This window comes from Kaistella treverensis (assembly GCF_900114045.1).
In the GTDB taxonomy this organism is placed as follows: Bacteria; Bacteroidota; Bacteroidia; order Flavobacteriales; family Weeksellaceae; genus Kaistella; species Kaistella treverensis.
In genome coordinates this window covers 76,561-102,940 of record NZ_FORQ01000003.1, presented here as the reverse complement: position 1 = coordinate 102,940, position 26,380 = coordinate 76,561, and the positions used below count along the sequence as shown (strand labels likewise).

Annotated in this window: 39 protein-coding genes; 6 read left to right on the top strand and 33 right to left on the bottom strand. The window is 38.5% G+C overall.

Annotation, left to right across the window (positions count from 1 at the left end; translation table 11 throughout):
- Positions 1–8: 8 nt before the first annotated feature.
- The 25 genes from rplO to rpsL all read right to left on the bottom strand — a co-directional run bounded on the left by rplO (position 9) and on the right by rpsL (position 13,988).
- Positions 9–455 carry a 50S ribosomal protein L15 gene (gene rplO, locus BMZ55_RS08680; protein WP_089820009.1) on the bottom strand — a complete coding sequence of 149 codons (447 nt, stop codon included), beginning with the start codon at positions 453–455 and terminating at the stop codon, positions 9–11.
- 75 nt (positions 456–530) lie between these two features.
- Entirely contained in the window at positions 531–707 is a 177-nt protein-coding gene (gene rpmD / locus BMZ55_RS08675; RefSeq protein WP_039341523.1) for a 50S ribosomal protein L30, read from the bottom strand.
- 10 nt (positions 708–717) lie between these two features.
- Positions 718–1,239, bottom strand: a complete 522-nt coding sequence (gene rpsE / locus BMZ55_RS08670; RefSeq protein ID WP_039341526.1) for a 30S ribosomal protein S5 — start codon at positions 1,237–1,239, stop codon at positions 718–720.
- Between the two features lie 18 nt (positions 1,240–1,257).
- On the bottom strand, positions 1,258–1,605 hold the full coding sequence (rplR, locus tag BMZ55_RS08665; protein WP_039341529.1) for a 50S ribosomal protein L18: 348 nt from the start codon (positions 1,603–1,605) through the stop codon (positions 1,258–1,260).
- Positions 1,606–1,622: 17 nt separating this feature from the next.
- Entirely contained in the window at positions 1,623–2,168 is a 546-nt protein-coding gene (gene rplF, locus BMZ55_RS08660) for a 50S ribosomal protein L6 (protein WP_089820008.1), read from the bottom strand.
- 17 nt (positions 2,169–2,185) lie between these two features.
- Positions 2,186–2,584 (bottom strand): 30S ribosomal protein S8, encoded by a 399-nt coding sequence (rpsH, locus tag BMZ55_RS08655; RefSeq protein WP_039341536.1) that lies wholly within the window; start codon positions 2,582–2,584, stop codon positions 2,186–2,188.
- A 116-nt stretch (positions 2,585–2,700) separates the two neighbouring features.
- Positions 2,701–2,970, bottom strand: a complete 270-nt coding sequence (gene rpsN, locus BMZ55_RS08650) for a 30S ribosomal protein S14 (RefSeq protein WP_039341538.1) — start codon at positions 2,968–2,970, stop codon at positions 2,701–2,703.
- 4 nt (positions 2,971–2,974) lie between these two features.
- Positions 2,975–3,526 (bottom strand): 50S ribosomal protein L5, encoded by a 552-nt coding sequence (rplE, locus tag BMZ55_RS08645; RefSeq protein ID WP_039341540.1) that lies wholly within the window; start codon positions 3,524–3,526, stop codon positions 2,975–2,977.
- 10 nt (positions 3,527–3,536) lie between these two features.
- Positions 3,537–3,863 carry a 50S ribosomal protein L24 gene (gene rplX, locus BMZ55_RS08640; protein WP_089820007.1) on the bottom strand — a complete coding sequence of 109 codons (327 nt, stop codon included), beginning with the start codon at positions 3,861–3,863 and terminating at the stop codon, positions 3,537–3,539.
- An 18-nt stretch (positions 3,864–3,881) separates the two neighbouring features.
- Complete coding sequence (gene rplN, locus BMZ55_RS08635) at positions 3,882–4,250, bottom strand: 50S ribosomal protein L14 (protein WP_039341546.1); 369 nt, start codon at positions 4,248–4,250, stop codon at positions 3,882–3,884.
- Positions 4,250–4,507, bottom strand: coding sequence for a 30S ribosomal protein S17 (gene rpsQ, locus BMZ55_RS08630; protein WP_088263399.1), 258 nt, complete (start codon positions 4,505–4,507; stop codon positions 4,250–4,252). The genes rplN and rpsQ overlap by 1 nt, the downstream gene beginning before the upstream one ends.
- Before the next feature lie 12 nt (positions 4,508–4,519).
- Positions 4,520–4,708 (bottom strand): 50S ribosomal protein L29, encoded by a 189-nt coding sequence (gene rpmC / locus BMZ55_RS08625; protein WP_089820006.1) that lies wholly within the window; start codon positions 4,706–4,708, stop codon positions 4,520–4,522.
- 10 nt (positions 4,709–4,718) lie between these two features.
- The gene (gene rplP, locus BMZ55_RS08620; RefSeq protein WP_089820005.1) at positions 4,719–5,144 is read right to left on the bottom strand and encodes a 50S ribosomal protein L16; all 426 of its coding nucleotides are present in this window, start codon (positions 5,142–5,144) and stop codon (positions 4,719–4,721) included.
- Positions 5,145–5,257: 113 nt separating this feature from the next.
- On the bottom strand, positions 5,258–6,001 hold the full coding sequence (gene rpsC, locus BMZ55_RS08615) for a 30S ribosomal protein S3 (RefSeq protein ID WP_039341561.1): 744 nt from the start codon (positions 5,999–6,001) through the stop codon (positions 5,258–5,260).
- Positions 6,002–6,008: 7 nt separating this feature from the next.
- Positions 6,009–6,410 carry a 50S ribosomal protein L22 gene (rplV, locus tag BMZ55_RS08610; protein WP_039341563.1) on the bottom strand — a complete coding sequence of 134 codons (402 nt, stop codon included), beginning with the start codon at positions 6,408–6,410 and terminating at the stop codon, positions 6,009–6,011.
- 2 nt (positions 6,411–6,412) lie between these two features.
- Positions 6,413–6,691 carry a 30S ribosomal protein S19 gene (gene rpsS / locus BMZ55_RS08605; RefSeq protein ID WP_039341565.1) on the bottom strand — a complete coding sequence of 93 codons (279 nt, stop codon included), beginning with the start codon at positions 6,689–6,691 and terminating at the stop codon, positions 6,413–6,415.
- Positions 6,692–6,693: 2 nt separating this feature from the next.
- Positions 6,694–7,515: a 50S ribosomal protein L2 gene (gene rplB / locus BMZ55_RS08600; RefSeq protein ID WP_039341569.1), complete on the bottom strand. Its 822-nt coding sequence runs from the start codon at positions 7,513–7,515 to the stop codon at positions 6,694–6,696.
- 18 nt (positions 7,516–7,533) lie between these two features.
- Positions 7,534–7,821: a 50S ribosomal protein L23 gene (gene rplW, locus BMZ55_RS08595; RefSeq protein ID WP_039341572.1), complete on the bottom strand. Its 288-nt coding sequence runs from the start codon at positions 7,819–7,821 to the stop codon at positions 7,534–7,536.
- Positions 7,822–7,824: 3 nt separating this feature from the next.
- Complete coding sequence (gene rplD / locus BMZ55_RS08590; protein ID WP_039341575.1) at positions 7,825–8,454, bottom strand: 50S ribosomal protein L4; 630 nt, start codon at positions 8,452–8,454, stop codon at positions 7,825–7,827.
- Positions 8,445–9,071, bottom strand: a complete 627-nt coding sequence (gene rplC / locus BMZ55_RS08585; protein ID WP_039341578.1) for a 50S ribosomal protein L3 — start codon at positions 9,069–9,071, stop codon at positions 8,445–8,447. Before rplC ends, rplD begins: the two co-directional genes overlap by 10 nt.
- A 328-nt stretch (positions 9,072–9,399) precedes the next feature.
- Positions 9,400–9,900 carry a low affinity iron permease family protein gene (locus BMZ55_RS08580; protein WP_089820169.1) on the bottom strand — a complete coding sequence of 167 codons (501 nt, stop codon included), beginning with the start codon at positions 9,898–9,900 and terminating at the stop codon, positions 9,400–9,402.
- A 723-nt stretch (positions 9,901–10,623) separates the two neighbouring features.
- Positions 10,624–10,929 (bottom strand): 30S ribosomal protein S10, encoded by a 306-nt coding sequence (rpsJ, locus tag BMZ55_RS08570; RefSeq protein WP_002661363.1) that lies wholly within the window; start codon positions 10,927–10,929, stop codon positions 10,624–10,626.
- Positions 10,930–10,948: 19 nt separating this feature from the next.
- Positions 10,949–13,066 (bottom strand): elongation factor G, encoded by a 2,118-nt coding sequence (gene fusA, locus BMZ55_RS08565; RefSeq protein ID WP_089820003.1) that lies wholly within the window; start codon positions 13,064–13,066, stop codon positions 10,949–10,951.
- A gap of 6 nt (positions 13,067–13,072) precedes the next feature.
- Positions 13,073–13,549, bottom strand: a complete 477-nt coding sequence (rpsG, locus tag BMZ55_RS08560; RefSeq protein WP_039341606.1) for a 30S ribosomal protein S7 — start codon at positions 13,547–13,549, stop codon at positions 13,073–13,075.
- 25 nt (positions 13,550–13,574) lie between these two features.
- Complete coding sequence (gene rpsL / locus BMZ55_RS08555; protein WP_034718671.1) at positions 13,575–13,988, bottom strand: 30S ribosomal protein S12; 414 nt, start codon at positions 13,986–13,988, stop codon at positions 13,575–13,577.
- 230 nt (positions 13,989–14,218) lie between these two features.
- Here rpsL and pncB point away from each other — a divergent pair, with 230 nt between their 5' ends.
- From pncB to BMZ55_RS08535, 4 genes are all read left to right on the top strand, one after another.
- Complete coding sequence (gene pncB / locus BMZ55_RS08550) at positions 14,219–15,400, top strand: nicotinate phosphoribosyltransferase (RefSeq protein WP_089820002.1); 1,182 nt, start codon at positions 14,219–14,221, stop codon at positions 15,398–15,400.
- A gap of 23 nt (positions 15,401–15,423) precedes the next feature.
- Positions 15,424–15,897 carry a YciI family protein gene (locus BMZ55_RS08545; RefSeq protein ID WP_089820001.1) on the top strand — a complete coding sequence of 158 codons (474 nt, stop codon included), beginning with the start codon at positions 15,424–15,426 and terminating at the stop codon, positions 15,895–15,897.
- Between the two features lie 73 nt (positions 15,898–15,970).
- Positions 15,971–17,479 (top strand): DNA recombination protein RmuC, encoded by a 1,509-nt coding sequence (gene rmuC, locus BMZ55_RS08540; protein WP_089820000.1) that lies wholly within the window; start codon positions 15,971–15,973, stop codon positions 17,477–17,479.
- Positions 17,480–17,481: 2 nt separating this feature from the next.
- Positions 17,482–18,249 (top strand): TrmH family RNA methyltransferase, encoded by a 768-nt coding sequence (locus tag BMZ55_RS08535; protein ID WP_089819999.1) that lies wholly within the window; start codon positions 17,482–17,484, stop codon positions 18,247–18,249.
- A gap of 53 nt (positions 18,250–18,302) precedes the next feature.
- Here the strand turns inward: BMZ55_RS08535 and BMZ55_RS08530 are convergent, their stop codons facing one another.
- The gene (locus tag BMZ55_RS08530) at positions 18,303–18,629 is read right to left on the bottom strand and encodes a hypothetical protein (RefSeq protein WP_039341615.1); all 327 of its coding nucleotides are present in this window, start codon (positions 18,627–18,629) and stop codon (positions 18,303–18,305) included.
- Positions 18,630–18,972: 343 nt separating this feature from the next.
- The gene (locus BMZ55_RS08525) at positions 18,973–19,197 is read right to left on the bottom strand and encodes a hypothetical protein (protein WP_039341617.1); all 225 of its coding nucleotides are present in this window, start codon (positions 19,195–19,197) and stop codon (positions 18,973–18,975) included.
- 167 nt (positions 19,198–19,364) lie between these two features.
- Between BMZ55_RS08525 and BMZ55_RS08520 the strand changes: the two genes are divergently transcribed.
- Complete coding sequence (locus BMZ55_RS08520) at positions 19,365–20,534, top strand: hypothetical protein (protein ID WP_089819998.1); 1,170 nt, start codon at positions 19,365–19,367, stop codon at positions 20,532–20,534.
- Complete coding sequence (locus BMZ55_RS08515; protein WP_089819997.1) at positions 20,518–21,105, top strand: hypothetical protein; 588 nt, start codon at positions 20,518–20,520, stop codon at positions 21,103–21,105. Before BMZ55_RS08520 ends, BMZ55_RS08515 begins: the two co-directional genes overlap by 17 nt.
- Here BMZ55_RS08515 and BMZ55_RS08510 read toward each other — a convergent pair.
- The 6 genes from BMZ55_RS08510 to BMZ55_RS08480 all read right to left on the bottom strand — a co-directional run bounded on the left by BMZ55_RS08510 (position 21,042) and on the right by BMZ55_RS08480 (position 26,222).
- Positions 21,042–21,629: a 5-formyltetrahydrofolate cyclo-ligase gene (locus BMZ55_RS08510; RefSeq protein WP_089819996.1), complete on the bottom strand. Its 588-nt coding sequence runs from the start codon at positions 21,627–21,629 to the stop codon at positions 21,042–21,044. The genes BMZ55_RS08515 and BMZ55_RS08510 overlap by 64 nt on opposite strands.
- A gap of 5 nt (positions 21,630–21,634) precedes the next feature.
- Positions 21,635–21,865 carry a ferredoxin gene (locus tag BMZ55_RS08505; protein ID WP_089819995.1) on the bottom strand — a complete coding sequence of 77 codons (231 nt, stop codon included), beginning with the start codon at positions 21,863–21,865 and terminating at the stop codon, positions 21,635–21,637.
- Complete coding sequence (locus BMZ55_RS08500; RefSeq protein WP_089819994.1) at positions 21,865–23,112, bottom strand: peptidase U32 family protein; 1,248 nt, start codon at positions 23,110–23,112, stop codon at positions 21,865–21,867. The genes BMZ55_RS08505 and BMZ55_RS08500 overlap by 1 nt, the downstream gene beginning before the upstream one ends.
- Positions 23,112–24,464 (bottom strand): oxygen-dependent tRNA uridine(34) hydroxylase TrhO, encoded by a 1,353-nt coding sequence (trhO, locus tag BMZ55_RS08495; RefSeq protein WP_089819993.1) that lies wholly within the window; start codon positions 24,462–24,464, stop codon positions 23,112–23,114. The genes BMZ55_RS08500 and trhO overlap by 1 nt, the downstream gene beginning before the upstream one ends.
- Before the next feature lie 197 nt (positions 24,465–24,661).
- Positions 24,662–25,822, bottom strand: coding sequence for a GlmU family protein (locus BMZ55_RS08485; RefSeq protein WP_089820168.1), 1,161 nt, complete (start codon positions 25,820–25,822; stop codon positions 24,662–24,664).
- A 148-nt stretch (positions 25,823–25,970) separates the two neighbouring features.
- Positions 25,971–26,222, bottom strand: coding sequence for a type B 50S ribosomal protein L31 (locus tag BMZ55_RS08480; protein WP_039341630.1), 252 nt, complete (start codon positions 26,220–26,222; stop codon positions 25,971–25,973).
- Between the last annotated feature and the right edge of the window lie 158 nt (positions 26,223–26,380).

Here is a 26,380-nt window from a genome sequence, read left to right as displayed (position 1 = left end):
GGGTAATATTAAAGAGTAATTGCTTTACCTCCTGCTTTAGAAATAGCTTCTTCAGCAGATTTAGTGAATTTGTGTGCAGAAACTGAAACTCCTGATTTCAATTCACCTCTACCCATAATTTTTACAATCTCGTTTTTCTTTGCCAAGCCATTTTCTACCAAAACTTCTTGTGTAATTTCAGTGATATTTTTGGTATCTGCTAAAATCTGAAGTGTATCGATATTAATACCTCGGTACTCTTTTCTGTTGATATTGTTGAAACCGAATTTCGGTAATCTTCTTTGTAACGGCATTTGCCCCCCTTCGAAACCAATTTTCTGTGAATAACCAGCTCTTGCCTGCTGACCATTGTGACCTTTCCCGGCTGTACCACCTTTACCACTACCTTGTCCTCTTCCGATTCTTTTTGTGCTGTGAGTAGAACCTGCTGCAGGTCTAATATTATTTAAATTCATTATTATTTAGATTTGAGATGTTAAGATAAGAGATAAGAGACTTTAAAAAAAAAGCCTCTTTCCCGGCACTTTTTTCTATTTTACCACTACTACAAGGTGACTGATCGCCGATACCATTCCTAAGATAGAAGGAGTAGCTTCGTGCTCAACAACTTGGTGAAGTTTTTTTAATCCTAATGCTTCAAGCGTTCTCTTTTGAGTTTTGGTTCTACCAATAGCGCTTTTTACTTGTTTTACTTGAATTTTTGCCATTGTTATTTTATTAACCGTTAAACACTTTATCTAATGAAATACCTCTCGCTTTAGCAATTTCTTCAGGTCTTCTGATATCCAATAATGCTTTGAAAGTAGCTTTCACAACATTATGTGGGTTTGAAGAACCTTTGGATTTTGAAAGAATATCTTTAATTCCCGCAGCTTCTACTACCATACGTACAGTCCCACCAGCGATTACACCGGTACCGTGAGTTGCAGGTCTTAAAAAGATATCTGCACCACCGTATCTTGCGGAAGTTTGGTGAGGAATTGTATGATTAATTACCGGTACTTTTACCAAATTTTTCTTAGCATCTTCTACTGCTTTTGCAATAGCTGACGCTACTTCCTTAGATTTTCCCAAACCGAAACCTACAGTTCCAGCTTCATCTCCTACAACCACGATTGCAGAAAAACCGAAAGCTCTACCTCCTTTGGTTACTTTCGTAACTCTGTTTACTGAAACGAGACGATCTTTAAGTTCTAATCCTCCCGGTTTTACTTTTTCTATATTATCTAGTCCTAACATATTTCCGAAATTTAATGATTAGAATTTTAGTCCGCCTTCTCTTGCACCATCTGCTAAAGCTTTCACTCTACCGTGGTACACGAATCCGTTTCTGTCGAACACTATATTTTCAATTCCTGCAGCTTTGGCTTTTTCAGCGATTGCTTTACCAACTTCTGCGGAGATTTCTGTTTTGTTTCCTTTCGCGTTCAATCCTCTTGAAGAAGCTGAAGCTAAAGTTTTACCGTCTTTATCATCGATCAATTGCGCGTAAATTTCTTTATTGCTTTTGTAAACAGATAATCTTGGTAATTCAGCAGAGCCAGAGATTTTCCCTCTTACTCTTCTTTTAATTCTATTTCTTTTTTCTACTTTGCTTAGTGCCATGTTCTTAAGTTTTAAAATTAAGCAGATTTACCAGCTTTACGTCTTACAATTTCTCCAACGAATCTTACGCCTTTTCCTTTATAGGGCTCCGGTTTTCTGAAAGATCTAATCTTTGCAGCTACCATACCTAATAATTGTTTGTCGAATGACGTTAAAGTAATTACAGGGTTTTTACCTTTTTCAGATAATGTTTCTACCACAATTTCTTTAGGAAGATCCAATACAATCCCGTGTGAGAATCCCAAAGCTAAATCTAATCTGTTACCTTGATTAGAAGCTCTGTATCCTACCCCTACAAGTTCAAGTTTTTTAGTCCACCCTTCGGCAGTTCCTTGAACCATATTGTTGATTAACGCTCTATAAAGACCGTGTAATGCTTTATGTTGCTTTGATTCTGACGGTCTGTCTAACGTAAGTATTCCGTCTTCCTGTTTTAGAGTGATTCCATCGCTTAACTGCTGTGTAAGTTCGCCTTTCGGACCTTTCACAGTTACCAGACCGTCTTTCTCGGTTACGGTAACATTAGCAGGAATTTCTATAATTGATTTACCAATTCTTGACATTTTCCTTTGATTATTTATTAATAAACATAGCAGATTACCTCTCCACCAACTTTTTCCTGTCTGGCTTTTTTATCTGTCATCACTCCACGAGAAGTTGAGATAATAGCCACGCCCAAACCGTTCAATACCCTTGGAAGCTCAGCTGAACCTTTGTATTGTCTTAAACCTGGTCTTGAAGCTCTTTGGATGCTTTTAATAACCGGTTTGTTGGTTAGTTTGTCGTACTTTAAAGCGATTTTGATGTTTCCCTGTACAGCGTTGTCTTCGAACTTGTAGTTCAAAATAAAGCCCTGTTCAAACAAAATTTTTGTAATCTCCTTTTTAATTTTCGATGCAGGAATATCCACCACTTTGTGGCCTGCGCTTTGTGCGTTCCTTACTCTGGTTAGGAAATCTGAAATTGGATCTGTTACCATTTTTCTATTTTAATTATTGGTTTGTGATAAACAGTTTTCTTAATGCTGTATGCGAAACGCTTTAGCTATAGGCTAACAGCATTAAGAACTTATTTATCTCGATTGTTCTAAATTTATTACCAACTTGCTTTTTTCACTCCCGGGATAAGACCTTTGTTGGCCATTTCTCTGAAAGTTACTCTGGAAAGACCGAATGTTCTCATGTAACCTCTTGGTCTTCCTGTTAATTTACATCTGTTGTGTAGTCTTACTGGCGAAGCATCTTTTGGCAATAATTGCAAACCTGCATAATCTCCGGCTTCTTTCAAAGCTTTTCTTTTTTCTGCATATTTTGCTACCGTAGCTTCTCTTTTGCGCTCACGCGCTTTCATTGATTCTTTAGCCATCTTTTTAGTTCTTTTTGAAAGGTAAACCGAAGTGAGTTAATAATGATTTGGCTTCTTTGTCAGTTTTCGCAGAAGTTACGAAAGTGATGTCCATCCCCTGAATTTTTTTCACTTTGTCAATTGCGATTTCCGGGAAGATAATCTGCTCGGTAATACCCAAGTTATAATTACCTCTACCGTCGAAACCGTCAGCTTTGATACCGTTGAAATCACGGATTCGTGGTAAAGCTGAAGAGCTTAATCGGTCTAAGAACTCATACATTTGGTCAGCTCTTAAAGTTACTCTGGCTCCTACCGGCATACCTTTTCTTAATTTGAAAGCTGCTTCATCTTTCTTAGAAATAGTTCCAACTGCTTTTTGTCCGGTGATTGCTGTAAGTTCTTCGATTGCATAGTCAACAATTTTCTTGTCAGCTGTTGCAGCTCCTAAACCTTGTGAAACAACGATTTTAAGTAATTTAGGAACCTGCATAACAGATTTGTACCCAAATTCTTCCATCATTGCAGGAACAATTTTCTCTTTATATTGTTGTTTTGGTCTTGCTATATATTCCATCGTCGTTTAATTATAAAGTTTCACCGGTTGATTTCGCAACTCTTACTTTTATATCACCCTCCATTTTAGATCCGGTTTTAGTGCCTTTACCGTTTTTGTCGGTAAGCATAACGTTGGAAATATGAATGGATGCTTCTTTCTCTACAATTCCGCCCTGTGGATTTCCTGCTGATGGTTTGGTATGTTTTTTAACGATATTCAAACCTGCAACAATCACTCTGGCGTCTTTGCCTTCTTTACGGATCACTTCAATAACTTCACCTGTTTTACCTTTGATTTCTTTTCTTCCGGTAGTGATGATTACGTTATCTCCTCTTTTGATTTTTAACTTTGTCATTTTTTGTAAATTTTAAAATTAAAGTACTTCAGGAGCTAATGAAATGACTTTCATATATTCTTTATCTCTCAGTTCACGTGCAACAGGACCGAAAACACGGGTTCCTCTCATTTCGCCGGCAGCGTTTAAAAGAACACAAGCATTGTCATCGAATTTGATGTATGAACCATCTTTTCTACGTACTGCTTTCTTAGTTCTTACCACTACTGCTTTAGATACAGTTCCTTTTTTAGCCTGTCCTTGTGGCGTAGAATCTTTGATAGTAACTACGATCTTATCACCAACTGAAGCATATCTTCTTCTGGTTCCTCCCAGAACTCTGATTACAAGTACTTCTTTGGCACCTGTGTTATCAGCAACTTTTAATCTTGATTCGGTTTGTAACATTACTTAGCTTTTTCAATGATTCTTACTAATCTCCATCTTTTACTTTTACTTAAAGGTCTAGTTTCTGTAATTAAAACTGTATCGCCTTCAGTACACTCATTATTTTCATCGTGAGCTGTATATTTTTTCGTTTTAAGAACGAATTTCCCATACATTGGGTGCTTTACTCTGGTGGTTTCACTTACAACAATGGTCTTTTCCATTTTATTGCTGGAAACAATTCCAATTCTTTCTTTTCTTAAATTTCTATCCATGATAAAATGAAATTCTTATTGTTGTTTTAGTGTTAATTCAGTTTCCAGACGCGCAATAGTTCTTCTCAGGTCTTTGATCTGAATAGGATTTTCAATAGGGCTAATGCTATGAGATAATTTCATTTTGTTGAAATCTGCTCGTGCTTCAGCCAGTTTATTTTGAATATCTCCTGCGCTAAGATTTTTGATGTCAGCTTTTTTCATTTCTTAAAGATTATTGAGGTTGAACAAAATCGTTAGCCACTACAAATTTTGTAGTTACAGGAAGTTTTTGAGCTGCAAGACGAAGTGCTTCTTTGGCAACTTCGTAAGGAACTCCACCTACTTCAAACATAATTTTACCAGGCTTAACTACAGATACCCAATATTCCACAGCACCTTTACCTTTACCCATCCTTACTTCGGCTGGTTTTTTGGTAATTGGCTTATCCGGGAAAATCTTGATCCATAACTGACCTTCTCTTTTCATATATCTTGTAGCAGCAATACGCGCTGCTTCAATTTGTCTTGCAGTAATCCAAGCACCTTCATTGGCTTTGATCCCGAAAGTTCCGTATGCAAGTTGACTGCCTCTTTGAGCAATCCCCTTCATTTTCATCTTGTGAACTTTACGGAATTTGGTTCTTTTTGGTTGTAACATAATCTATTTAGATATTAGATGTTAGATTTGAGATGTTAGATGAAAAAATTAAAATACAGTTCTTGTAACGGAAGTTCTAATTGCTAATTTCTATCTTCTAACCTCTAATTAAATTATTTTCTGTCTCTTGGTCTACGGTCGTCTCTGTCTCTTCTGTCATTACGATCGTTACGGTCTCCTCTACCTGCAGGTCCTTTTTTCTGTTGTCCTACCAGTGGGCTAAGGTCTCTTTTTCCGTAAACTTCGCCTTTCATGATCCAAACTTTTACGCCCAATTTACCGTACTGAGTAAGTGCTTCACCGATATGATAATCGATGTCCGCACGGAAAGTTGACAATGGGATTCTTCCGTCTTTGAAAGATTCGCTTCTTGCCATCTCAGCACCGTTTAAACGACCGGAGATCTGAACCTTAATTCCTTCAGCTCCCATTCTCATGGTACTTTGAATTGCCATTTTCACGGCTCTTCTATAAGAAATTCTATTTTCGATTTGTTTTGCAATGCTGTCTGCAACTAAAACTGCATCAAGTTCCGGTCTTTTGATTTCGAAGATATTGATCTGGATATCTTTATCCGTCAATTTTTTTAATTCTTCTTTTAATTTATCAACTTCCTGCCCTCCTTTACCGATGATTAAACCCGGTCTAGCGGTTGTAATTGTAATGGTTACCAATTTCAATGTTCTCTCTATGTAGATTCTTGAAATTCCACCTTTAGATAAACGAGCCTCAAGGTATCTTCTGATCTTGTAGTCTTCTGCGATTCTGTCTCCATAATCTTTACCACCATACCAGTTCGAATCCCATCCTCTGATGATACCTAATCTGTTACCAATTGGATTTGTCTTCTGTCCCATACCTTGATTATTTAGTTTCTTTATTACCTAAGATTAATGTAATGTGGTTTGATCTTTTTCTGATTCTGTGACCTCTACCTTGTGGCGCTGGTCTCAGTCTCTTCAACTGTCTTGCACTGTCTACAAAAATTTCTTTTACAACTAAGTTTGCTTCTTCGATGTCTGCACCCTCATTCTTTAACTGCCAGTTAGCCATTGCAGAAAGAAGTACTTTTTCTAATTTATTTGAAGCATCCTTTTTTGAATATTTAAGGATATATAAAGCCTTATCTACCTCTACTCCTCTGATGATATCAGCAACTAATCTCATCTTTCTTGGCGAAGAAGGACAATCGTTATGTAACGCTTTTGCTACATCTTGGTTTGCTATTTTACGTGCTAATGCACTTTCTCTTTTTCTTGATCCCATGGTTATCTACCTCCTTTGTTTTTGTTACCGCCGTGACCTCTGAAAGATCTTGTCGGAGAAAATTCGCCTAACTTATGACCTACCATATTTTCAGTTACATAAACCGGGATAAATGATTTCCCGTTGTGTACCGCAATGGTTTGTCCTACGAAGTCTGGAGAGATCATTGATGCTCTAGACCAAGTTTTGATTACTGTTTTCTTACCAGACTCTATATTTGTCTGAACCTTCTTATCTAAAGTGTGATGAATGAAAGGTCCTTTTTTAAGTGATCTTGACATAATTATTTTCTTTTAGATATGATATGACGGTTAGACGCTTTATTTTTCTTTCTGGTTTTGTAACCTTTAGCAGGCATACCATTTCTAGATCTTGGGTGACCACCAGAAGATTTACCTTCACCACCTCCCATTGGGTGATCTACAGGGTTCATTACTACTGGTCTTGTTCTTGGTCTTCTTCCCAACCATCTGCTTCTACCTGCTTTACCGGAAACGGTTAGCTGGTGATCAGAGTTGGATACTGATCCAATCATCGCCATACATTCACCAAGAACCATTCTTGATTCTCCTGAAGGCAATTTGATGATTACATATTTCTTATCTCTTGAAGTTAACTGTGCCGATGAACCTGCACTTCTTGCCATAATTGCACCCTGACCAGGTTTCAATTCGATACAAGAAATTACAGTTCCTAATGGAATGTTTTTCAACTTCATTGCATTACCAACGTTTGGTTCTGCGGTTTCTGAGGAGATTACTTTCATATCTACCTTGATACCGTTCGGAGCGATGATATATCTCTTCTCTCCGTCTGTGTATTCAACAAGTGCGATGAAAGCAGTTCTGTTTGGATCATACTCAACAGATTTTACCGTACCTTCAACATCAAACTTGTTTCTTTTGAAGTCGATAATTCTGTATTTTTGTTTGTGTCCACCTCCGGTGTAACGCATGGTCATTTTACCAGTGTTGTTACGACCACCTGACTTACTAATACCAACTGTTAGAGATTTCTCTGGTTTGTTGGTAGTAATTTCCTCAAAGTTGTTTACAACTCTGAATCTCTGTCCCGGGGTGATAGGTTTTAATTTTCTAACAGACATTACTATTGTTTATATTAATTAATTTGCAAAAATATCTATCACTTCTCCTTCTGCAAGAGAAACGATGGCTTTTTTCAACTTGTTGGTTTTCCCAACCTGTAATCCTTTTTTCGTGTGTTTAGAAGAAACTTTAGGCGCATAAATCATGGTTCTAACGTCTGCTACTTTTACACCGTAAAGCTCTTCTACTGCCTTCTTAACCTGGATTTTATTCGCTTTAGTATTCACTAAAAAAGAATAAGCACCACGCAAATCAGTAAGATAGTTCGCTTTTTCTGAGATAATTGGTTTAATGATAACTGACATGATTTATTTTCTTAAATTTTCCTGAAATTTTTCTAATGCACCTTCTAAGAATACAATTTCTCCAGCATGTACCAAATCATAAGAACTGATCTCGTTGTAAGTCAAAACTTTCGTCTTCGGTAAGTTTCTTGATGACAAATACACGTTCTTGTTCGCTTCTGGTAAAATATAAAGAGATTTTTTTCCTTCAAATCCTAACGCATTGTTCAAAGTGATAAATTCTTTGGTTTTCGGAGCATCAAAATTGAAAGCTTCCAGAACTTTAATAGAATTATCTCTCATTTTTTGTGAAAGAACTGATTTCTTCGCTAATCTTTTTAAAGATTTGTTCAGTTTGAAACGGTAGTCTCTTGGTTTTGGACCGAATACTCGACCACCACCTCTGAAAGTTGGCGATTTGATATCACCATATCTTGCAGAACCAGAACCTTTTTGTTTTTTCAACTTTTTGGTTGAACCTACAATTTCGCTTCTTTCCTTTGATTTATGTGTGCCTTGTCGCTGTGCTGCAAGGTATTGTTTCACTTCTAAGTAAACCGAGTGCTGGTTTGGCTCTATACCGAAGATTGCTTCGTCCAGAGTTACTTTTCTTCCGGTCTCTTTTCCTGATGTATTAAATACTACTAGTTCCATTTTCTGATGATTACATAAGAATTTTTTGCTCCTGGAACAGCTCCTTTTACTACTAAAAGATTTTGCTCTTCATCTACTTTTAACACCTGTAGGTTTTGTACAGTAACCTGCTTACCACCCATTCTACCTGCCATACGCATTCCTTTGAATACTCGTGACGGGTCGGATCCTGCACCAATAGAACCTGGGGCTCTTAATCGGTTGTGCTGTCCGTGAGTTGCTTGCATTACCCCCGCAAAGTTGTGTCTTTTAACAACCCCTTGGAAACCTTTACCTTTTGAAGTTCCAGTAACATCTACAAATTCACCTTCGGCGAACAAGTTTACCTTCACTTCATCTCCTACGCTTAACTTTTCTACGAAAGCATGGTAGAACTCTACCAACTTAGCTTTAGGAGCTGAACCTGCCTTTTTGAAGTGGCCGGCTAACGCTTTACCAACGTTCTTTTCACTCTTGTCATCGAAACCAAGCTGAGCAGCTTTGTACCCATCTTTTTCTACGGTTCTGACCTGTAAAACCGAGCAAGGACCTGCTTGAATAACGGTACACGGCATGTTTTTGCCATTCTCGTCAAACAGGGAAGTCATCCCGATTTTTTTACCAATAATACCTGACATTATTTATATATATTATATTATGTTCACGTTTTCAATCCCAGGTTCGGTGATTTCTATTTCTGAAATAGGCATACTTCTTCCCTAAATTGAGTGTGCAAATGTATGAAGTTTTTTTGAATTGACAAACAGCGAGTTAAAAATATTTCCCCATTTCGCACAAAAAACTTCAGATGTCTCTGAAGTCTTGCGAATGAATTGAATCTTAAGCCATTAAATTGTAATTAATGCAATACCGCACCGCGGAAAAAAAGCACCGTTTAGCACAGAAAAATCCGGTGCTCTTTGACCGGATTTTTTCTTTTTCTTTTGAATTTTTGACGATTGAATTTTATTTGTCCTCCTTTTCTATTTCGGCTTCAATGTGCAGGTTGCGCATTTTCACCTCTTGGTTATCTTCCGCCGCATCTATGGAGTGTGAAATATGCAGGTCATTATCTTCCTGCGCGAGCTCCGAAAGCTTTTCGTAGTAGCGATGAAGCCTGTCCAGCTCTTTTTCCGTAAGATCTTCGATGTCAACAATTCTGTTGCTTGCTTTTTCGTGCGCCGCAATCAGCTCGTTGAGCTTGATTTGTATCGCTTTGGAATCTTTATTTTGTGATTTCTGGATGAGGAAAACCATTAAAAAAGTAATGATGGTCGTGCCGGTATTGATCACCAGTTGCCAGGTTTCCGAAAACTTGAAGATCGGGCCGGATATTGCCCAAAGGAGCACAATTACCGCGGCGCCAATAAAAGCGCCCGGACTGCCCGTAAATTTACTCGCCCAGTTTGCGAAATTATCGAAAAAATTTTCGCGTGGTTCTTTATCTTTTTCTGCAAGAGATGCCATTATTGTAAATTTTGTGATGAACGCAGAATCACTGGCAATAATTGTGCACATTTTTTACTAAGGTTCGAAAGTGAATTTGAAAATTTGAAAATGTGCTAATGTGATCATTTGAAGATTTCGAAAGCAGATATTTTTAGCTGCTATTTCGGTGTTTTTTTAAATTTTTTAAAACGGAAAAATTGGGCGTTTTAGCAGCGTATTTTTTCTCGATTTGAAAATGTGATAATGTGATAATGTGATAATGTGAACATTTCGAAAGCAGATAATTTTTCGCTGCTATTTCGGTGTTTTCTTCAATTCTTCTGAAATGAAAAAACTGTCCGTTTTAGCGGCGAATTTTTTTAAGGGCGCGAGCGAAGCGAGCGTCAATGTTTTCAAAGTGGTAAAGAAACTTTGTCGCGCCAGCATTTCACAATTTTTATGAATAAAGCCTTCAAGATAACAAAACCCTTTCTTCTAGCCCCGATTGCAGCGGCATCCTTTTTTGAGGAGGCACGACGAAAAAAAAGATACAGCGGAAAGCGGGAACCCATCTTCGGGAGAGGCGCCACTTTTGTTGCTTCTAAAAAAAAATTCGGTGCGAAGACGCAAATTAGAAATCGAAAAAAATGCTCAAATAAGTGCCAAAAAAAATCCCTGATCTTGCGAACAGGGATTTTCTATCATTGCAAAGTGTTTTGTGCAGCGGCCTAAAGCATAGTGCTTAAAGCTTACCGCTTTTTATCACACTTTGATTTCTACGTCTACTCCGGAAGGAAGCTCTAATTTCATTAGCGCATCTACCGTTTTGGAAGAAGAGGAATAGATGTCCATCAATCTCTTGTGAGCTGAAAGCTGGAACTGTTCTCTTGCTTTTTTGTTTACGTGCGGAGATCTTAGTACGGTAAAGATTCTCTTGTTGGTTGGCAATGGAATCGGGCCGTTTACAACAGCACCGGTAGCTTTTACCGTTTTTACGATCTTCTCAGCAGATTTGTCTACTAAATTGTAATCGTAAGATTTTAATTTTATTCTGATTCTTTGTGACATTTTGAACTAATTTAAATAATTAACCTCTTGCGATTTCGACTACTTTTTCAGCGACGTTTTGTGGTGCTGCTTCGTATTTCTCGAATTCCATTGAAGATGTTGCTCTACCTGAAGATAAGGTTCTAAGTGTAGTTACATAACCAAACATTTCGGAAAGTGGAACAAATCCTTTGATGACTTTCGCATTGTTACGGTCGTCCATACCATTGATGGTACCACGACGCTTGTTAAGGTCGCCTACGATATCACCCATATATTCTTCCGGTGTTACCACTTCAATTTTCATAATAGGTTCCATGATCACTGGTTTTGCTTTTTTACCAGCTTCTTTGAAGCCCATCTTCGCAGCAAGTTCGAAAGATAGTGCATCGGAATCCACCGGGTGGAAAGAGCCGTCTTTCAAAGTTACTTTAATTCCTTCGATTTCGAAACCTGCTAACGGACCGTTTTTCATAGCTTCTTTGAAACCTTTTTCTACGGACGGAATGAATTCTTTCGGAATGTTACCACCTTTGATTTCGTTCACGAACTCAAGGCCTGGTTTGTTGTCATCAGCCGGAGCCAACTCAAACACAATATCAGCAAATTTACCACGACCACCAGATTGTTTTTTGTAAACTTCTCTGTGGTTTGCAGACATGGTAAGGTTTTCTTTGTACTCTACCTGTGGCTGTCCCTGGTTAACTTCTACTTTAAACTCACGTCTCATACGGTCAACAATAATGTCGAGGTGAAGCTCACCCATACCGGAGATGATTGTTTGTCCTGAAGCTTCATCAGTTTTCACCTGGAAAGTTGGATCTTCTTCAGCCAATTTTGCCAAAGCGTTACCCATTTTATCCTGGTCAGCTTTTGTTTTAGGCTCTACCGCGATACCGATTACCGGATCAGGGAAAACCATAGATTCAAGAACAATAGGATGTTTCTCGTCACAAAGTGTATCACCGGTTTTGATGGATTTAAATCCAACCGCTGCACCAATGTCACCAGCTTCGATATAATCAATTGGCTCCTGCTTGTTAGCGTGCATCTGGAAGATACGGGAGATTCTTTCTTTATTGTTAGATCTGGTGTTCAAAACATAAGAACCAGCATCAAGTCTTCCTGAATAAGCTCTGAAGAATGCTAATCTTCCTACGAAAGGATCGGTAGCAATTTTAAATGCCAAAGCTGCAAATGGTTCAGTTACGGAAGGCTTTCTTGAAATTGGCTGATCTGTTCTTGGGTCTGTACCGTCAATCGCTTCCTTGTCCATTGGTGAAGGAAGATATCTACATACAGCATCAAGCATGAACTGTACTCCTTTATTTTTGAATGAAGAACCGCATGTCATCGGGATAATACTCATATCCAAAGTAGCTGCTCTTAGCGCTGTGTGAACTTCTTCTTCAGTGATGGAATTTTCGTCTTCCATAAATTTCTCAAGAAGGTTTTCATCGTACGCAGCAATTTCTTCAATCAGCTGTGCTCTGTACTGTTTCACTTCATCAGCCATTTCAGCTGGGATATCTACGATGTCAAAAGTAGAACCGTGGTTTTCCTCGTGCCATACAATCGCACGGTTTTTCACCAAGTCTACAACACCTTTGAAATCTGCTTCGTCACCAATTGGCAAGACGATAGGCACTGCATTGGAACCAAGCATTTCTTTAACCTGCTTACAAACATTCAGGAAGTCAGCTCCCTGACGGTCCATTTTGTTTACGAAGCCCATACGTGCAACTTTATAGTTGTCCGCAAGTCTCCAGTTGGTTTCGGACTGAGGTTCTACTCCGTCTACTGCAGAGAAAAGGAATACAAGACCATCAAGTACACGAAGTGAACGGTTTACCTCTACGGTAAAATCAACGTGTCCCGGTGTATCAATGATGTTGAAGTGATAATTTTTAGCATCTGCAAGTGCTTTTCCTTGCTCAGTTGGGAATTTCCAGTCTACAGTTACTGCTGCAGATGTAATGGTAATACCTCTTTCAGCTTCCTGCTCCATCCAGTCGGTTGTAGCGCCACCTTCGTGAGTTTCACCAATTTTGTGGTTCTTTCCGGAATAAAATAAAATTCTTTCTGTAGTGGTGGTTTTCCCTGCATCAATGTGCGCAGCGATACCAATGTTTCTTGTAAGTTTAAGATCTCTTGCCATTTCAGATTAGAATTTAAAGTGTGAAAATGCTTTGTTAGCTTCAGCCATTCTATGAGTGTCTGTTTTCTTTTTGTACGCAGCACCTTCTTCTTTCGCAGCAGCGATAACTTCAGCAGCTAATTTAGATGCCATAGATTTATCGTTTCTTGCTTTAGAATATTTGATTAACCATTTCATCGCCATAGAAATTTTTCTGTCAGCGCGGATTGGCATTGGAATCTGGAAGTTCGCACCACCAATTCTTCTTGAACGTACTTCTACGTGTGGCATAACGTTAGTCAAAGCATCTTTCCAAATTTCAAGTGCCGACTTTTCGTTTTCTCCTTTTTTGCTTTCTACGATATCTAATGCATCATAGAAAATTTTGAATGCGATGGATTTTTTACCATCAAACATCAAATTGTTTACAAATCTCGTTACCAGTTGATCACTAAATTTAGGATCCGGTAACAAGGGTCTTTTTTTCGCTTTCGTCTTTCTCATTGTTTCGTTTCTTAAAAATTAGTGATTACTTTTTCTTACCTTTTGCCGGTGCTGCAGCAGCCTGACCTGGTTTTGGTCTCTTCGCTCCGTACTTAGATCTTCTCTGAGTTCTTCCAGCTACACCTGCGGTGTCCAAAGCTCCACGAACAATGTGATAACGTACTCCCGGTAGGTCTTTCACCCTTCCGCCTCTAACCAATACTATCGAGTGCTCTTGAAGATTATGTCCTTCGCCCGGGATATAGGCGTTAACTTCTTTACCGTTAGAAAGTCTTACCCTCGCAACTTTTCTAAGTGCAGAGTTAGGTTTCTTTGGTGTGGTAGTATATACTCTTGTACATACACCTCGTCTTTGTGGACAAGATTCAAGGGCAGCCGATTTGCTCTTCTTGGCAAGCGAGACTCTTCCTTTTCTTACTAGTTGTTGAATAGTAGGCATTTAATTGCTTTTTATTTTAGGGGGCAAAAATACAATTTTTTTTCGAATTGGCAAACGTGCCTTTCTTTTAATTTTTAATTAAAATTTTCAGCATATCTATTTATATATCAACCTGCTAAAAGTTTTCCTCATTTAAAAATATTTATTTGCCGCTATTTTGCCTAAAAATTCCGTTTTACCAGTTTATTGGTTTTGAATTTCTAAATTTGCTCTTACACTAACCTATATATATGAGTGAAGTCCGTTTAAGGTCAATTCTGGATAATGATTTTTATAAAATCACCATGCAGAATGCCGTCATTAAACTCTTTCCGAACGAAAAAGTAAAATATCAGTTCATCAACCGCGGCAAACATTTCTTTCCGCCCGGTTTTGGCGAGGCACTTCGCAAATGCATCAATGCCATGGCAGAGTTAAAGTTGACGCGCGACGAAAAGAAATTTCTGCAAATCACATGTCCTTACCTCGATATGCCGTATCTGGATTTTTTAGCCGGATATCATTATGATCCTTCGGAAGTTACCATTGTTCAAACCGAAGATAATTTAGAAGTCACCGTAGAAGGTCAGTGGTACCGGGCAATTTTATGGGAAGTTCCCATTTTGGCGCTCATTTCCGAACTGCATTACGAAATGAATAATATGCAGCGCAATTCCGATGACTTTGTCATCCAGAATACTTTAGAAAAGGCCGGTCAGCTTAACAACCTTCATGTCACTTTTGCGGAATTTGGGACGCGTCGTCGTCATTCCTACAAAGTTCAAGATTTGGTCGTGGAATCGCTGGTGAAAAATAATTCCTCCGGAAACTTTATTGGCAGCTCCAATGTGCATTTTGCGATGAAATATGGTGTAAAACCCATCGGCACGCACGCGCATGAATGGTTCATGTTTCATGGCGCCGAATATGGCTTCAAAATGGCAAACGCACTTTCGCTCGAACATTGGGTTGATGTTTACCGCGGTGATTTGGGAGTGGCACTTTCCGACACCTACACCACCGAAGTTTTTTTCCGGCAATTTGACAAGAAATTTGCAAAACTCTTTGATGGCGTGCGCCACGACAGCGGCGATCCGATAGAGTTTGCGAATAAAACCATCGAACATTATGAAAAAAACGGCATCAATCCACTTTTTAAATACATTATTTTTTCTGATGGTTTAAACCTTGAGAAAGTAGAAGAAATCACCAAAGCCTGCGAAGGCAGAATCGGGATTTCTTTCGGAATCGGCACCAATTTAACCAATGATGTCGGCTTGAAACCGATGAATATCGTGATGAAATTAATCGCCGCGCAATCCATTACCGGCGACTGGATTCCGACCGTAAAACTTTCGGACGAACACGGGAAATACACCGGTGATCCGAAAATGATTGAGCTTGCTAAAGAATTTTTAAAAATCGATGCTTAAGCATCTTTCAAACCATTAATATCATGAAAAAAAATCTGCCATTTTTAGCCATTTTTTTGCTTTTTGCAAATTGCACCGCGCAGGTGAAGATTCCTGGAGAAAAATTCAGTCAAAGGTTAGCGGACTCTCTTGGCGCCGATCAGCGCGGCATGAAAAACTATATGTTGGTCATTTTGAAAACCGGACCAAATGACGCCGTGATTTCAGATAAAAAAGAAAGAGAAAAACTTTTCGAAGGTCATTTCACAAATATGACAGCGATGGAGAAAAGTGGCAAACTCAAACTCGCCGGTCCTTTCGCGACAAAAAACACCTTGAATTACCGCGGAATTTTTCTTCTTGATGTGCCGACAGAAACAGAAGCCGCAGCCTTGCTTCAAAATGATCCCACCATAAAAAACGGCATTTTTACCGTAGAAATTTTGCCGTGGTATGGTTCGGCCGCCATTCCGATGCATCTTAAATATCACCATCAAATTTCGAAAGCTAAACCTTAATTTAAAAGTTGAATTCTTCAGCTATTTTTCCACAATTTAAAAATATCCGCTTATTTCTCCCTATTTTTGAAATATGGAAATCACGACTTTATTTATAGGAATTCTTCTTGGCGCAATCATCGGCGCTGTCATTTTATATTTTGTACTGAAATCTTCGCATTTGCCTCGAAATTTATATGATGACGTAAATCAGAATTACATCAGAACGCGATCGGAACTCGAAAATTCTGCGGTAAAAATCCGGGAATTAAACGAATTTTTCCAAAAAGAAAAAGAAACCAATCAGGCTCAAACAGAAATTCTGAACCAGCTTAAAAATGAAATCGCCACATTAACAGCGGAGCACACTTCAATTCAAAAGCAGTTTCAGGAACAGCGCGAAACAAATACCCAGCAAACTGCGCAAATCAACCAATTAATAGCAGAAAAGCAGGATATTTTTGGTAAAAATTCCGAACTCAATGCCATTAATGAAACCTTGAAAAACTCCCTCGAAAACCAAAAAGAGGAAATTACCAAGATGCAGGAGTTGGCAAAAAACGAGTTTCAAAATCTTGCGACAAAAATTCTGGAAGAAAAAACGAAAAAATTCACCGAAACAAACCGGGAAAATCTTGATCTTTTACTGAAACCTCTGGGAGAAAACCTGGAAACCTTCAAAAAAAGAGTCAATGAAGTTTATGATAATGAAGCCAGAGAAAGGTTTTCATTAAATAACACCATCAAACTGATGATGGAACAAACCAACAAAATCAGTCAGGAAGCGAACAACCTTGCCAGCGCACTAAAAGGACAAACCAAAACCCAGGGCGATTGGGGCGAGCTGATTCTGGAAAGGATCCTGGAAGATTCAGGTCTCACAAAAGACCGCGAATATTTTACCCAGTTCAACATTAAAAACGAAAACGGTGAAAACCAACGGCCGGACTTTATGTTGAAACTTCCGGGAAACCAAATTGTAATCATCGATTCCAAAGTATCGCTAAACGCTTACGAAAGAATGGTTTCTGCAGAAAATGAAGATGACAGAAATGCAAATCTCAAGCTTCATATTGCAGCTGTACGAAAACACGTTGACACACTTGCGCTTAAAAGATATGATCATCTGAAGGAATCTTTGGATTTTACAATTATGTTCATCCCGGTAGAACCAGCGTTTTTGACCGCGCTTCAGTACGACACACAACTTTGGAACTATGCTTATAAAAAACACATTATTCTTTTAAGTCCCACAAATCTCATTGCTTATTTAAAACTTATTTCAGATGTTTGGAAAAGAGCTGATCAAAACCAGAACGCTGAAGAGATCGCGCGGCAGGCAGGCGCACTTTTCGATAAGTTCGAAGGATTTGTCAGCGATCTTTTGAAAATCGGAAAAAAGATGGATGACGCTAAAGGTGATTATGAAAATGCAATGAAGAAACTAACAACCGGTCGCGGAAATCTCGTTGGCAGCGTACAGCGGATTAAGCAATTAGGAGCATCAACGCGAAAACACCTGCCGGAAGCGCTTTTAGAACGGGCAAACGATGAATCAGAAATCAGTCTTTTTGATGAAAAAGAAGAAAATAATCAACTGTAACTATGCTGATTGAAAGCTTCCAGAACGAAAAAATAAAATATGTGACCCACCTGCTTTCGGACAACCGATTCCGGAAAAAAGAAGGCGTTTTTGCCGTGGAAGGAAAACAGGAAAATGAGCGCGCGCAAAAATTTGGCTTTAAAAACCAGGAATTTTATATCGCCGAAAATATTTTTAATGAACAGCTTCCGCACGGAAAAATTCATTTGGTTTCAGATAAAGTTTATGATAAAATCGCGTATCGAGGCACTTCGGAAGGAATAATCGGGGTGTACAAAACGCCGGAAACCAAGCTTGAAGATTTTAAACCTTCAGAAAATTCGGCGGTGATTATCGTAGAAAGTGTAGAAAAACCGGGCAATTTGGGCGCAATTTTAAGAAGTTGTGAAGCTTTCGGCATCGAAGCTTTAATTATTACCGACTCCAGGGTCGATTTTTTTAATCCTAATGTCATCCGCTCCAGCGTCGGCTGTCTTTTCGGAATGAACATTTTCGCTTCAAGCAACGAAAAGGTCGCAGAATTTCTCAAACAAAACGACTTTAATGTCTACACCACTTTTATGGATGAAAGTGCGGAACCTATTCAAAACAGAAATTTTTGCCAGAAAAGCGCCATAATTTTTGGTACTGAACATTCGGGGCTCACCGATTTTTGGCTGGGGAAAGGTTTAAACACCATTATCCCAATGGCTGGAAGTATAGATTCTCTGAATCTGAGCAACGCTGTCGCAATTTGCAGCTACGAAATTTTACGGCAGAAAATGAAATAAAAAAAACCGTTTCTAAAAAGAAACGGCTTTTTTTTGTGAGCTTTAAGCTAAGATTATTTTGCAGCGTCTGCAGCATCTTTAGCAGCATCTTTAGCAGCATCAGCAGCACCAGTTGCAGCATCAGCAGCACCTTTAGCAGCATCTTTAGCTTGGTCAGCAGCAGCGTCAGTAGTAGCAGAAGCAGCATCTTTAGCAGCGTCAACAGTAACTTCAGCAGCAGAATCAACAACAGTAGCAGCAGAATCAGCTACCATTGCAGCAGAATCAGCAAGAGTTGCAGATGCAGAATCAGAAGCGTTAGCAGTTTCTACAGTTTCAGTTTTGTTACAAGCTACTAAAGCTACAGCAGCGATTGCAGCTGCGAAAAATGATTTTTTCATAATAAGTTAAATTTAATTGTTTTGTTTTCTGTTTGCGTTCATTCATTTGAACAGGACAAAGATATAGCGAGAAAAAAAATTGTTTCTGAAAATTACTTGTAATCTCCTTGTAAAAATATTTTACAAAAAAACAAAGCTGATTTTCAACATCTTAAAGTAAAAACCTGCCTTTTTAAGGTTCCTCAATATATCATGTTAAGGATAAAACTTATCTTTAAATGATGAAGAATAATTAAAATAGAATTGCATTATGTGTTTTGCGCCAGGTGGGAGCGTTATTCATTTAAGAATAAAAAAACCGCCACGCACTGAAGCGGGCGGTTTTTATTGGAAGCTAAAATAATTATTTAGCAGCTTCTACGTCAGCTTTGATTGAATCAGTAGCAGCTTCAGCAGTTGCCTGAACTGAATCAACAGCAGCAGTTTCAGTAGAATCGATTGCTTCGATTGTAGAATCAGCAACAACTTCTAAAGAATCAGTTGCGTTAGCAGTTTCTACAGTTTCAGTTTTGTTACAAGCTACTAAAGCTACAGCAGCAATAGCAGCTGCGAAAAATGATTTTTTCATAATAAATTAAATTTAATTGTTTGTTTCTTGTTTGTGTTCATTAATTTGAACAGGACAAAGATATAGCGAGAAAAAAATTTGTTTCCGAAAATTAATTGTTTTATATTTGTAAAACCGATTTACAAAAAAGGACTACTGAAAATCAATAAATTACACCTATTCTGCAATTGAGCGATTTAGATTTATTACACTTCGAACAGCTAAAAAATGAGGTTCAAACTCAATATTTAGAAAACCATACGCCCTCCTTTGATGATATTTCAAAATGGAAGGGCATCGACATCATATATTTTCAGGAAGATCTGCGCAAAATCGCCAAAGGAAATATCAGCGAAAAAACTTTTTATACCTACTTTAAAAATTCGCCAGTTACCAAACTGCCGCGAATCGATATGCTGAATATTCTTTCTGTTTATGCGGGTTACGTATCTTGGTATGATTTCAAGAAAAACCATCTTTTCTCCGACGAGATCTTAAAAGACCTCGAAGAGGAAGACGAAAATCTGGAGGAAATTTTAGCTCAGGATATTAAAAATGCACCGGAAATTGAAGAGGAAGAAAAAAATCCGGTACCTAAGCCTAAAATTTCAGAAAAAACCGTTGAAAAGCAGGTAGAAAATTATGATTTACAAAACTCTACAACTGATATTCAAAACGTTAACAAAAACGGACCAACTTTTTCCTCTTACGACACTACGGAGCAAAAAGGCACATTCTCTCTTGTAAAAAAATATCTTTGGTTGGGAATTTCGCTCGTTTTGGCAATTTTGGTTGGTCTCCTTGGTTTCAAAGATGAACTTTTCAGCAAAAAATTCTATTACAGTTTTATAGATGCAGACCGAAACTCCAAAATTAATGCGGAACTGCAGGTTCAAATCCTCAAGGAAAACGAGTCACCAATCGTTTACACCGCGAAACCGAATGAGCCTTTCGTTTACACCACTCAGTCAAAAAGCCTGACAATGGTGGTTTCTTCACCATATTATAGGACCGATACCATTCACAGAAATCTTGAGACCGCGCCCGAAGTAGAAACCATTGAGCTTAAGCCGAATGATTATGCGATCATGCTTTTCTATTATTCCAAATCCATAAAAGATTTGAAACGCAAAAGAGAAACGCTAAACTATCTGATCAGCGATGACGCCCTGATTTACCAGGTTTATGACAATGAAACCTACGGCGTAGAAACAATGGATAAACAGCGGTACATCAACCTAGTAACTTTGCCTTCAACTTCGCTTGAAAACCTGGAAGTAATTGAAACTAAGGATGATAAATCGAATAAAATTATAATGATTAAATTTAAAATCGCTACCGATGAAAAAATTAACTAACATATTTTTTATTGCATTCACCATGCTCTTCTTCTTTGTTGCGTGCAAAAAAGAAGAACCACAACGCTCTGATCTCGAAATTGTAAGAAATAACAACAACCAATTGTCTTATCCCGTAACAAAAATGGACAGCGCACAGGCAATTACCACCATCACCAAACAAAAAATTCAGGAATTGCTGGATTTATCTACGCTCTATACCTCAGGAAACAAAGACACAGAAATCGATTCGGTAATTTACGCGCAGATGATTAAAAGTTATTTTGTAGATCACGATTCCGTGAAACTTACCGCAATTTTGTCGCAGCTCGACAGTTTGAAGGTAAAAACCGCGAAAGTCGGAAACATTAAGGTTTCCAAGAAAATGAACGAAAAAGACACTTTGGATTTTGCGCAGTTCAGCGTGGAATATTTTGACAGTAAAAACAGGTCGCTGGGAACTTTCGAAAAAACCGCGCAATATGTTTTGAAACCGTCACCGGTGAAATTCCAGAAAGAATTTAAGTTTTATTTTGTAGATTTTGATTCAAAATTGCCAAAAGACAGCACGTCGGTCGGTGTTACCAAATAATCCAGCGGAATATCAAACTCAGAAATATCTTCAACATCGCTTTCCGGTTTGAAAAAACTCACGCCAACTTTTGGCGCATTCGGGTTGATTTCAGCTAAAAAACGGTCATAGAAACCTTTTCCGTAACCTACTCTGTTTCCGATTTTATCAGCGTAAAGCAAAGGCATAATCACCAAATCGAAATCTTTAACACCTGAATCTTCATTACCGACCGGTTCTTTTATTCCCCAAGAATTGGTTACCAGCGGCGTTTCCGCTAAGATTTCTATTGCGATTATTTTTTCATTCACAATTTTCGGCACAAAAACCCGGATATTTTTTTGAAAAAAATAATTTAAAAAAAATGACGTTTCAACCTCCTTTTTTTTCGAAATGGATAGGAAACAATGCACTTTCTGCCCTTTGGAAAGCTGAAATTTTTCATTAAAATTCCGGAAAATTTCTTCTGATAAATTTTGAACCTCAGCCAAACTAAGGTTCATTTTTTTCTCCGAATATAATTTTCTCAGGGCTGTTTTGGTCATTTTTTCTAAATTTCCTTTACAGAAATAATCTTTACCGGACAGGCTTTTGCAGCTTTTTCGCAAGGTTCCAGAGCTTCAAAAAGAGGCGTTTTAAGGGTGAAAAAACCTTTTTTATCCACCGTTTTCAGCAAAACCGATTTGCCGTCTTTTTTCGACATCCGGAAATATTCCGGCGCAAATTCGGCGCAATAATTACAGCCGATGCATTTTTCACGCTGCAAGGTTACGATGACCATCAGTTATTCTCTACGACTTTGTAAAGCTTGTCAGACGGACGAATTTTAAATTCGGTTTTAAAAGTAATGACATCCGACTTCGAAGCTTTCGATGCGTTAGGTTTTGTGTCCACAAGCATTGCATCTAAAACCATTTCCTGGGAACCGGTCGTAGGACCTTGAATTAAAACTCTATCTCCCACGTTTAGATCATACGCTTCCACCAGAAACTCTGCAACATTAGATTTTGGGTAAAAATGTCTGCCTTTTCCGATATAAATTTTCTTTTGAGTTGCCGCTGAACCCGAAACATTGGACCATTCGCCCAATTCCTGACCAAGGTAATAGCCCGCCCAGAAACCTCGGTTATACACCGTTTCAAGTCTTGCCATCCAGTCCGCAACTTTTTCCGGGCTGAAAGTTCCGTCTGCAACTGCATCAATCGCTTCGCGGTAACATTTCGTAACCGTTGCCACATATTCGGGCGCACGGCCACGACCTTCAATTTTCAAGACTTTTACGCCAGAATCTACCACATGATCTAAAAAATTGATGGTGCACAAATCCTTTGGCGACATCATATATTCGTTATCGAGCTCGATTTCAAAACCGGTTTCCTGGTCAATTACCGTATATTTCTTACGACAGTTCTGCTTGCACGCACCACGGTTTGCAGAGGAATTATGCGAATGCAAACTCAAATAGCATTTCCCCGAAACTGCCATGCACAAAGCGCCGTGACCGAAAATTTCAACTTCAACCAAATTTCCCGATGGTCCGCGAACATCATCTTTAACAATCTGATTGCAGATTTTTTTCACCTGCGTGATAGAAAGTTCACGGCTCATCACCATCGTATCGGCAAAAAGCGCGTAGAACTTCACGGTTTCGATATTGGTGATATTGATCTGCGTAGAAATATGCACTTCCATGCCGATTTGTCTCGCATAGGAAATCACCGCTTGATCCATCGCAATCACCGCCGTAAGATTTGCGGCTTTTGCTTTGTCTAAAAGCGTTTTGATGAGCGATAAATCGTGATCGTAAATGATGGTATTTAAAGTTAAGTACGTTCTGACGTCCTTTTCAGCACACCTTCTGGAGATTTCCGGTAAATCATCAATGGTGAAATTAATGGATGCGCGCGCTCTCATATTAAGCTGCTCAACACCGAAATAAATAGAATCTGCACCATTATCTAAAGCGGCCTGCATTGACGTGAAATCACCCGCAGGTGCCATCAGTTCGATTTTTCCTGAAGATGTCATTAGTTTAAGATTTTAAAAAGTTTATCAGACAGGCGAACTCTGAACGGAATCGGGAAAGTAATCTGGTCACCGGCTTTTGCGGTTTCGCAAGCTTCACCATTGGTAAAAATTTCAGTTAGGGTAAATTCCTGTTCACCTGTTGTAGGTCCAGAAATCAAAACTTTATCACCTAACGAAAGCTCACCACTTTCAAGTAAAAACTGTGCGATTTTCGATTTCGTGTAATAATGTTCAGCTTTGCCCAGCAATACTTTTTTGAAACTAATTTTCTGTCGGATATTTTTTTCCGCCTTTGCAAGCGCTTTTTTTGGTAATTCGCCGGACTTTTTAAATTTCAACGCTGGCGATTTTCCTTTTCTGAAGATTTTGTTACCTATATTAATGCCTTTTCGCAATTTAATTTGCTCGTTTAACGGCAAATGAATGATTTCCTGACATTCTGTTGAACAACAATTTTCCATCGCGGCTTTACACTCGTCACACTGGATGAAAAGCAAATGACAACCTTCGTTCGCGCAGTTGGTGTGATTATCACAGGGTTTTCCGCACTGGTGGCATTGCGAAACAATATCGTCGGTAATTCTTTCCCCAAGTCGGTGGTCAAAAACGAAGTTTTTCCCGATGAATTTACTTTCAATATTTTCTTCCTTGATCTGGCGCGTATATTCGATGATTCCACCTTCCAGCTGATAAACATTTTTAAAACCCTGATGTTTAAAATAAGCGCTCGCTTTTTCACAACGGATTCCGCCGGTGCAATACATCAGCAGGTTTTTATCTTCTTTATAATCCTGTAATTTTTCGTTGATAATCGGTAAACTTTCTCTGAAAGTTTCCACATCAGGTGTAATCGCTCCTTCAAAATGTCCGACTTCACTTTCATAATGATTTCGGAAATCTACCACAATGGTATTCGGATCTTCAAGCAAAGAATTGAATTCTTTAGCTTTCAGATGAATTCCATTATTGGTAACATCAAAAGTTTCATCATTTAACCCATCCGCCACAATCTTATGCCGCACTTTGATGGTTAATTTTAAAAACGAATGGTCATTGTGTTCTATCGCTTCATTCAGGCGGATTCCCTTCATGAAATCATAAGCTTCCAATGTTTCGCGGAAAGCTTCCAGATTTTCTTCAGGAATACTCATCTGAGCATTTATTCCTTCGTGAGCAACGTAGATTCTGCCAAGCGCATCGAGGGCGTTCCAGGCTATAAATAATTCGTCGCGAAATTGTTTGAGATTTGGGATTTTGGCATACGCATAGAAAGACAAAGTAAGGCGCTGCTTACCGGCTTCATCAATTAATTGAGCTCTTTCTTCTGCGCTTAAAGTGTTGTACAGTTGCATGCTATAAACGGTTTAAGTGAGAAAATTTTTGCAAATATAACCATTCCGCCAGGAAACGGAAAATTTAGAATCTTTATTTGGGCAGACATTTCCGCCCTCCGTTCCCGCTTTTTTGCAAATTTCCTACCGCTTTCCCGATGCGAAAATTTGCAAAAAGAGCTCCACTCAGGTCGGGCTGCAATTTCTAGCCGCTAAAATCAGTAATTTTCGTAAATATATTTAAGGATGTTCTGGTCGGTTTCCGTGAACGGAACTTTTCGCCTTGCCATCGCCAGTTCCGCGACTTCATAGGCTTTTTCAAGTTTGAATTTCTCGTCACCTTTCATTCCGCCCCAGGAAAAACTCTCAATTAAATTCGGCGGAAAACCCGATTTAAAAATATTGGCTGCTACGCCTACTACCGTTCCGGTGTTAAATTGAGTATTGATCGCAGATTTCGAATGATCGCCCATAATTAAGCCCGCAAATTGCAGCCCTGTAGAGGCAAATTTTTTCGTTTTATAATTCCACAACTTTACGACGGCGTAATTGTTTTTCAGGTTGGAGGAATTCGTGTCAGCACCGAGATTACACCATTCTCCAATCACAGAATTTCCGATAAAACCATCGTGACCTTTGTTCGTGTATCCGAAAATTACAATATTGTTCACCTCGCCGCCCACTTTACAGTGCGGACCAATAGTCGTCGCTCCGTAAATTTTTGCACCTAAATTAAATTTAGAACCTTCGCAAAGCGCAATTGGGCCACGCAAATTGCAACCTTCCATTACTTCGGCGTTTTTACCGATGTAAATTTTTCCGGTTTTCGTATTCAAAGTTGAAAATTCCACCTCCGCGCCTTCTTCGATAAATAAATCTTTTTCGTCACCCAAAAATCCGTTGGTAGCCGAAAGTTTTTGCGAAATTCTGCCTTTCGTCAGCAATTCAAAATCAAAATCCAGCGCTTGGTCATTAAACGAAAATAAATCCGTCGGTTGCGTGAAAAACAAAATTTCTTCCTCAATATCCGTCATTTTATTGATTTGGCTCAAAGAAAAGTTTTCCATATTAATTCGCACTGCAAGCAGTTCATCCTTGTAAACCAAAGCTTCACCCAATTTCAAATCTTTTATCTGAGCTAAAATCGCAGGCGTTGGTAAAAAGTTCGGAACCAAAAAAATGCTCTCTTTAGCGGCATATTTTTTAAATTTTTCCTGCAGATAATCTTCCGTCAAGTAAGAAACATCGGAAATTTCCAGCAATTTCTGCCATCTTTCGGAAAAAGTCAGGATTCCGCAGCGCATTTCTGCGACGGGGCGTGTGAACGTAAGTGGTAAAAAATCTTCCCAGAACTGGGCATCGGAAAATACAAGCTGCATGTGATAGATGTTAGGTGTTGGCTGTAAGATAATCGATAAAAAATTGCAAATAAAAATACCATTTTTTACCGAAAATAACTTCAAAAAATTGGAATAAAAAAAGTCTTTCAAAAAAAATTGAAAGACTTTAGTTCTAAAAATTCGGCGCTTATTTCGCGAATTTTTTGTATTTGTTCATGAATTTGTCAACTCGACCTGCTGTATCAACTAATTTCACTTTTCCGGTATAGAAAGGGTGAGAAGTTGAAGAGATCTCCATTTTTACCAATGGATAAGTTTCTCCTTCATATTCAATCGTATCTTTGGTATCTGCTGTAGATTTGCAAAGAAACACCTCGTCGTTACTCATATCTTTGAAAACAACAAGTCTATAATTTTCTGGGTGGATTCCGTTTTTCATAACTTATTTTATTATTAATAATTAAAGCTTTGCTTTCGAAATAGTAATGGTATTTCTCTGCTAAATTTTAGACCGCAAAAGTACAATTATTTTTTTAATCTACAAATACATCACCTATTAAAATTAAAACTTTACACCTCAACATTTTTAATTAAATT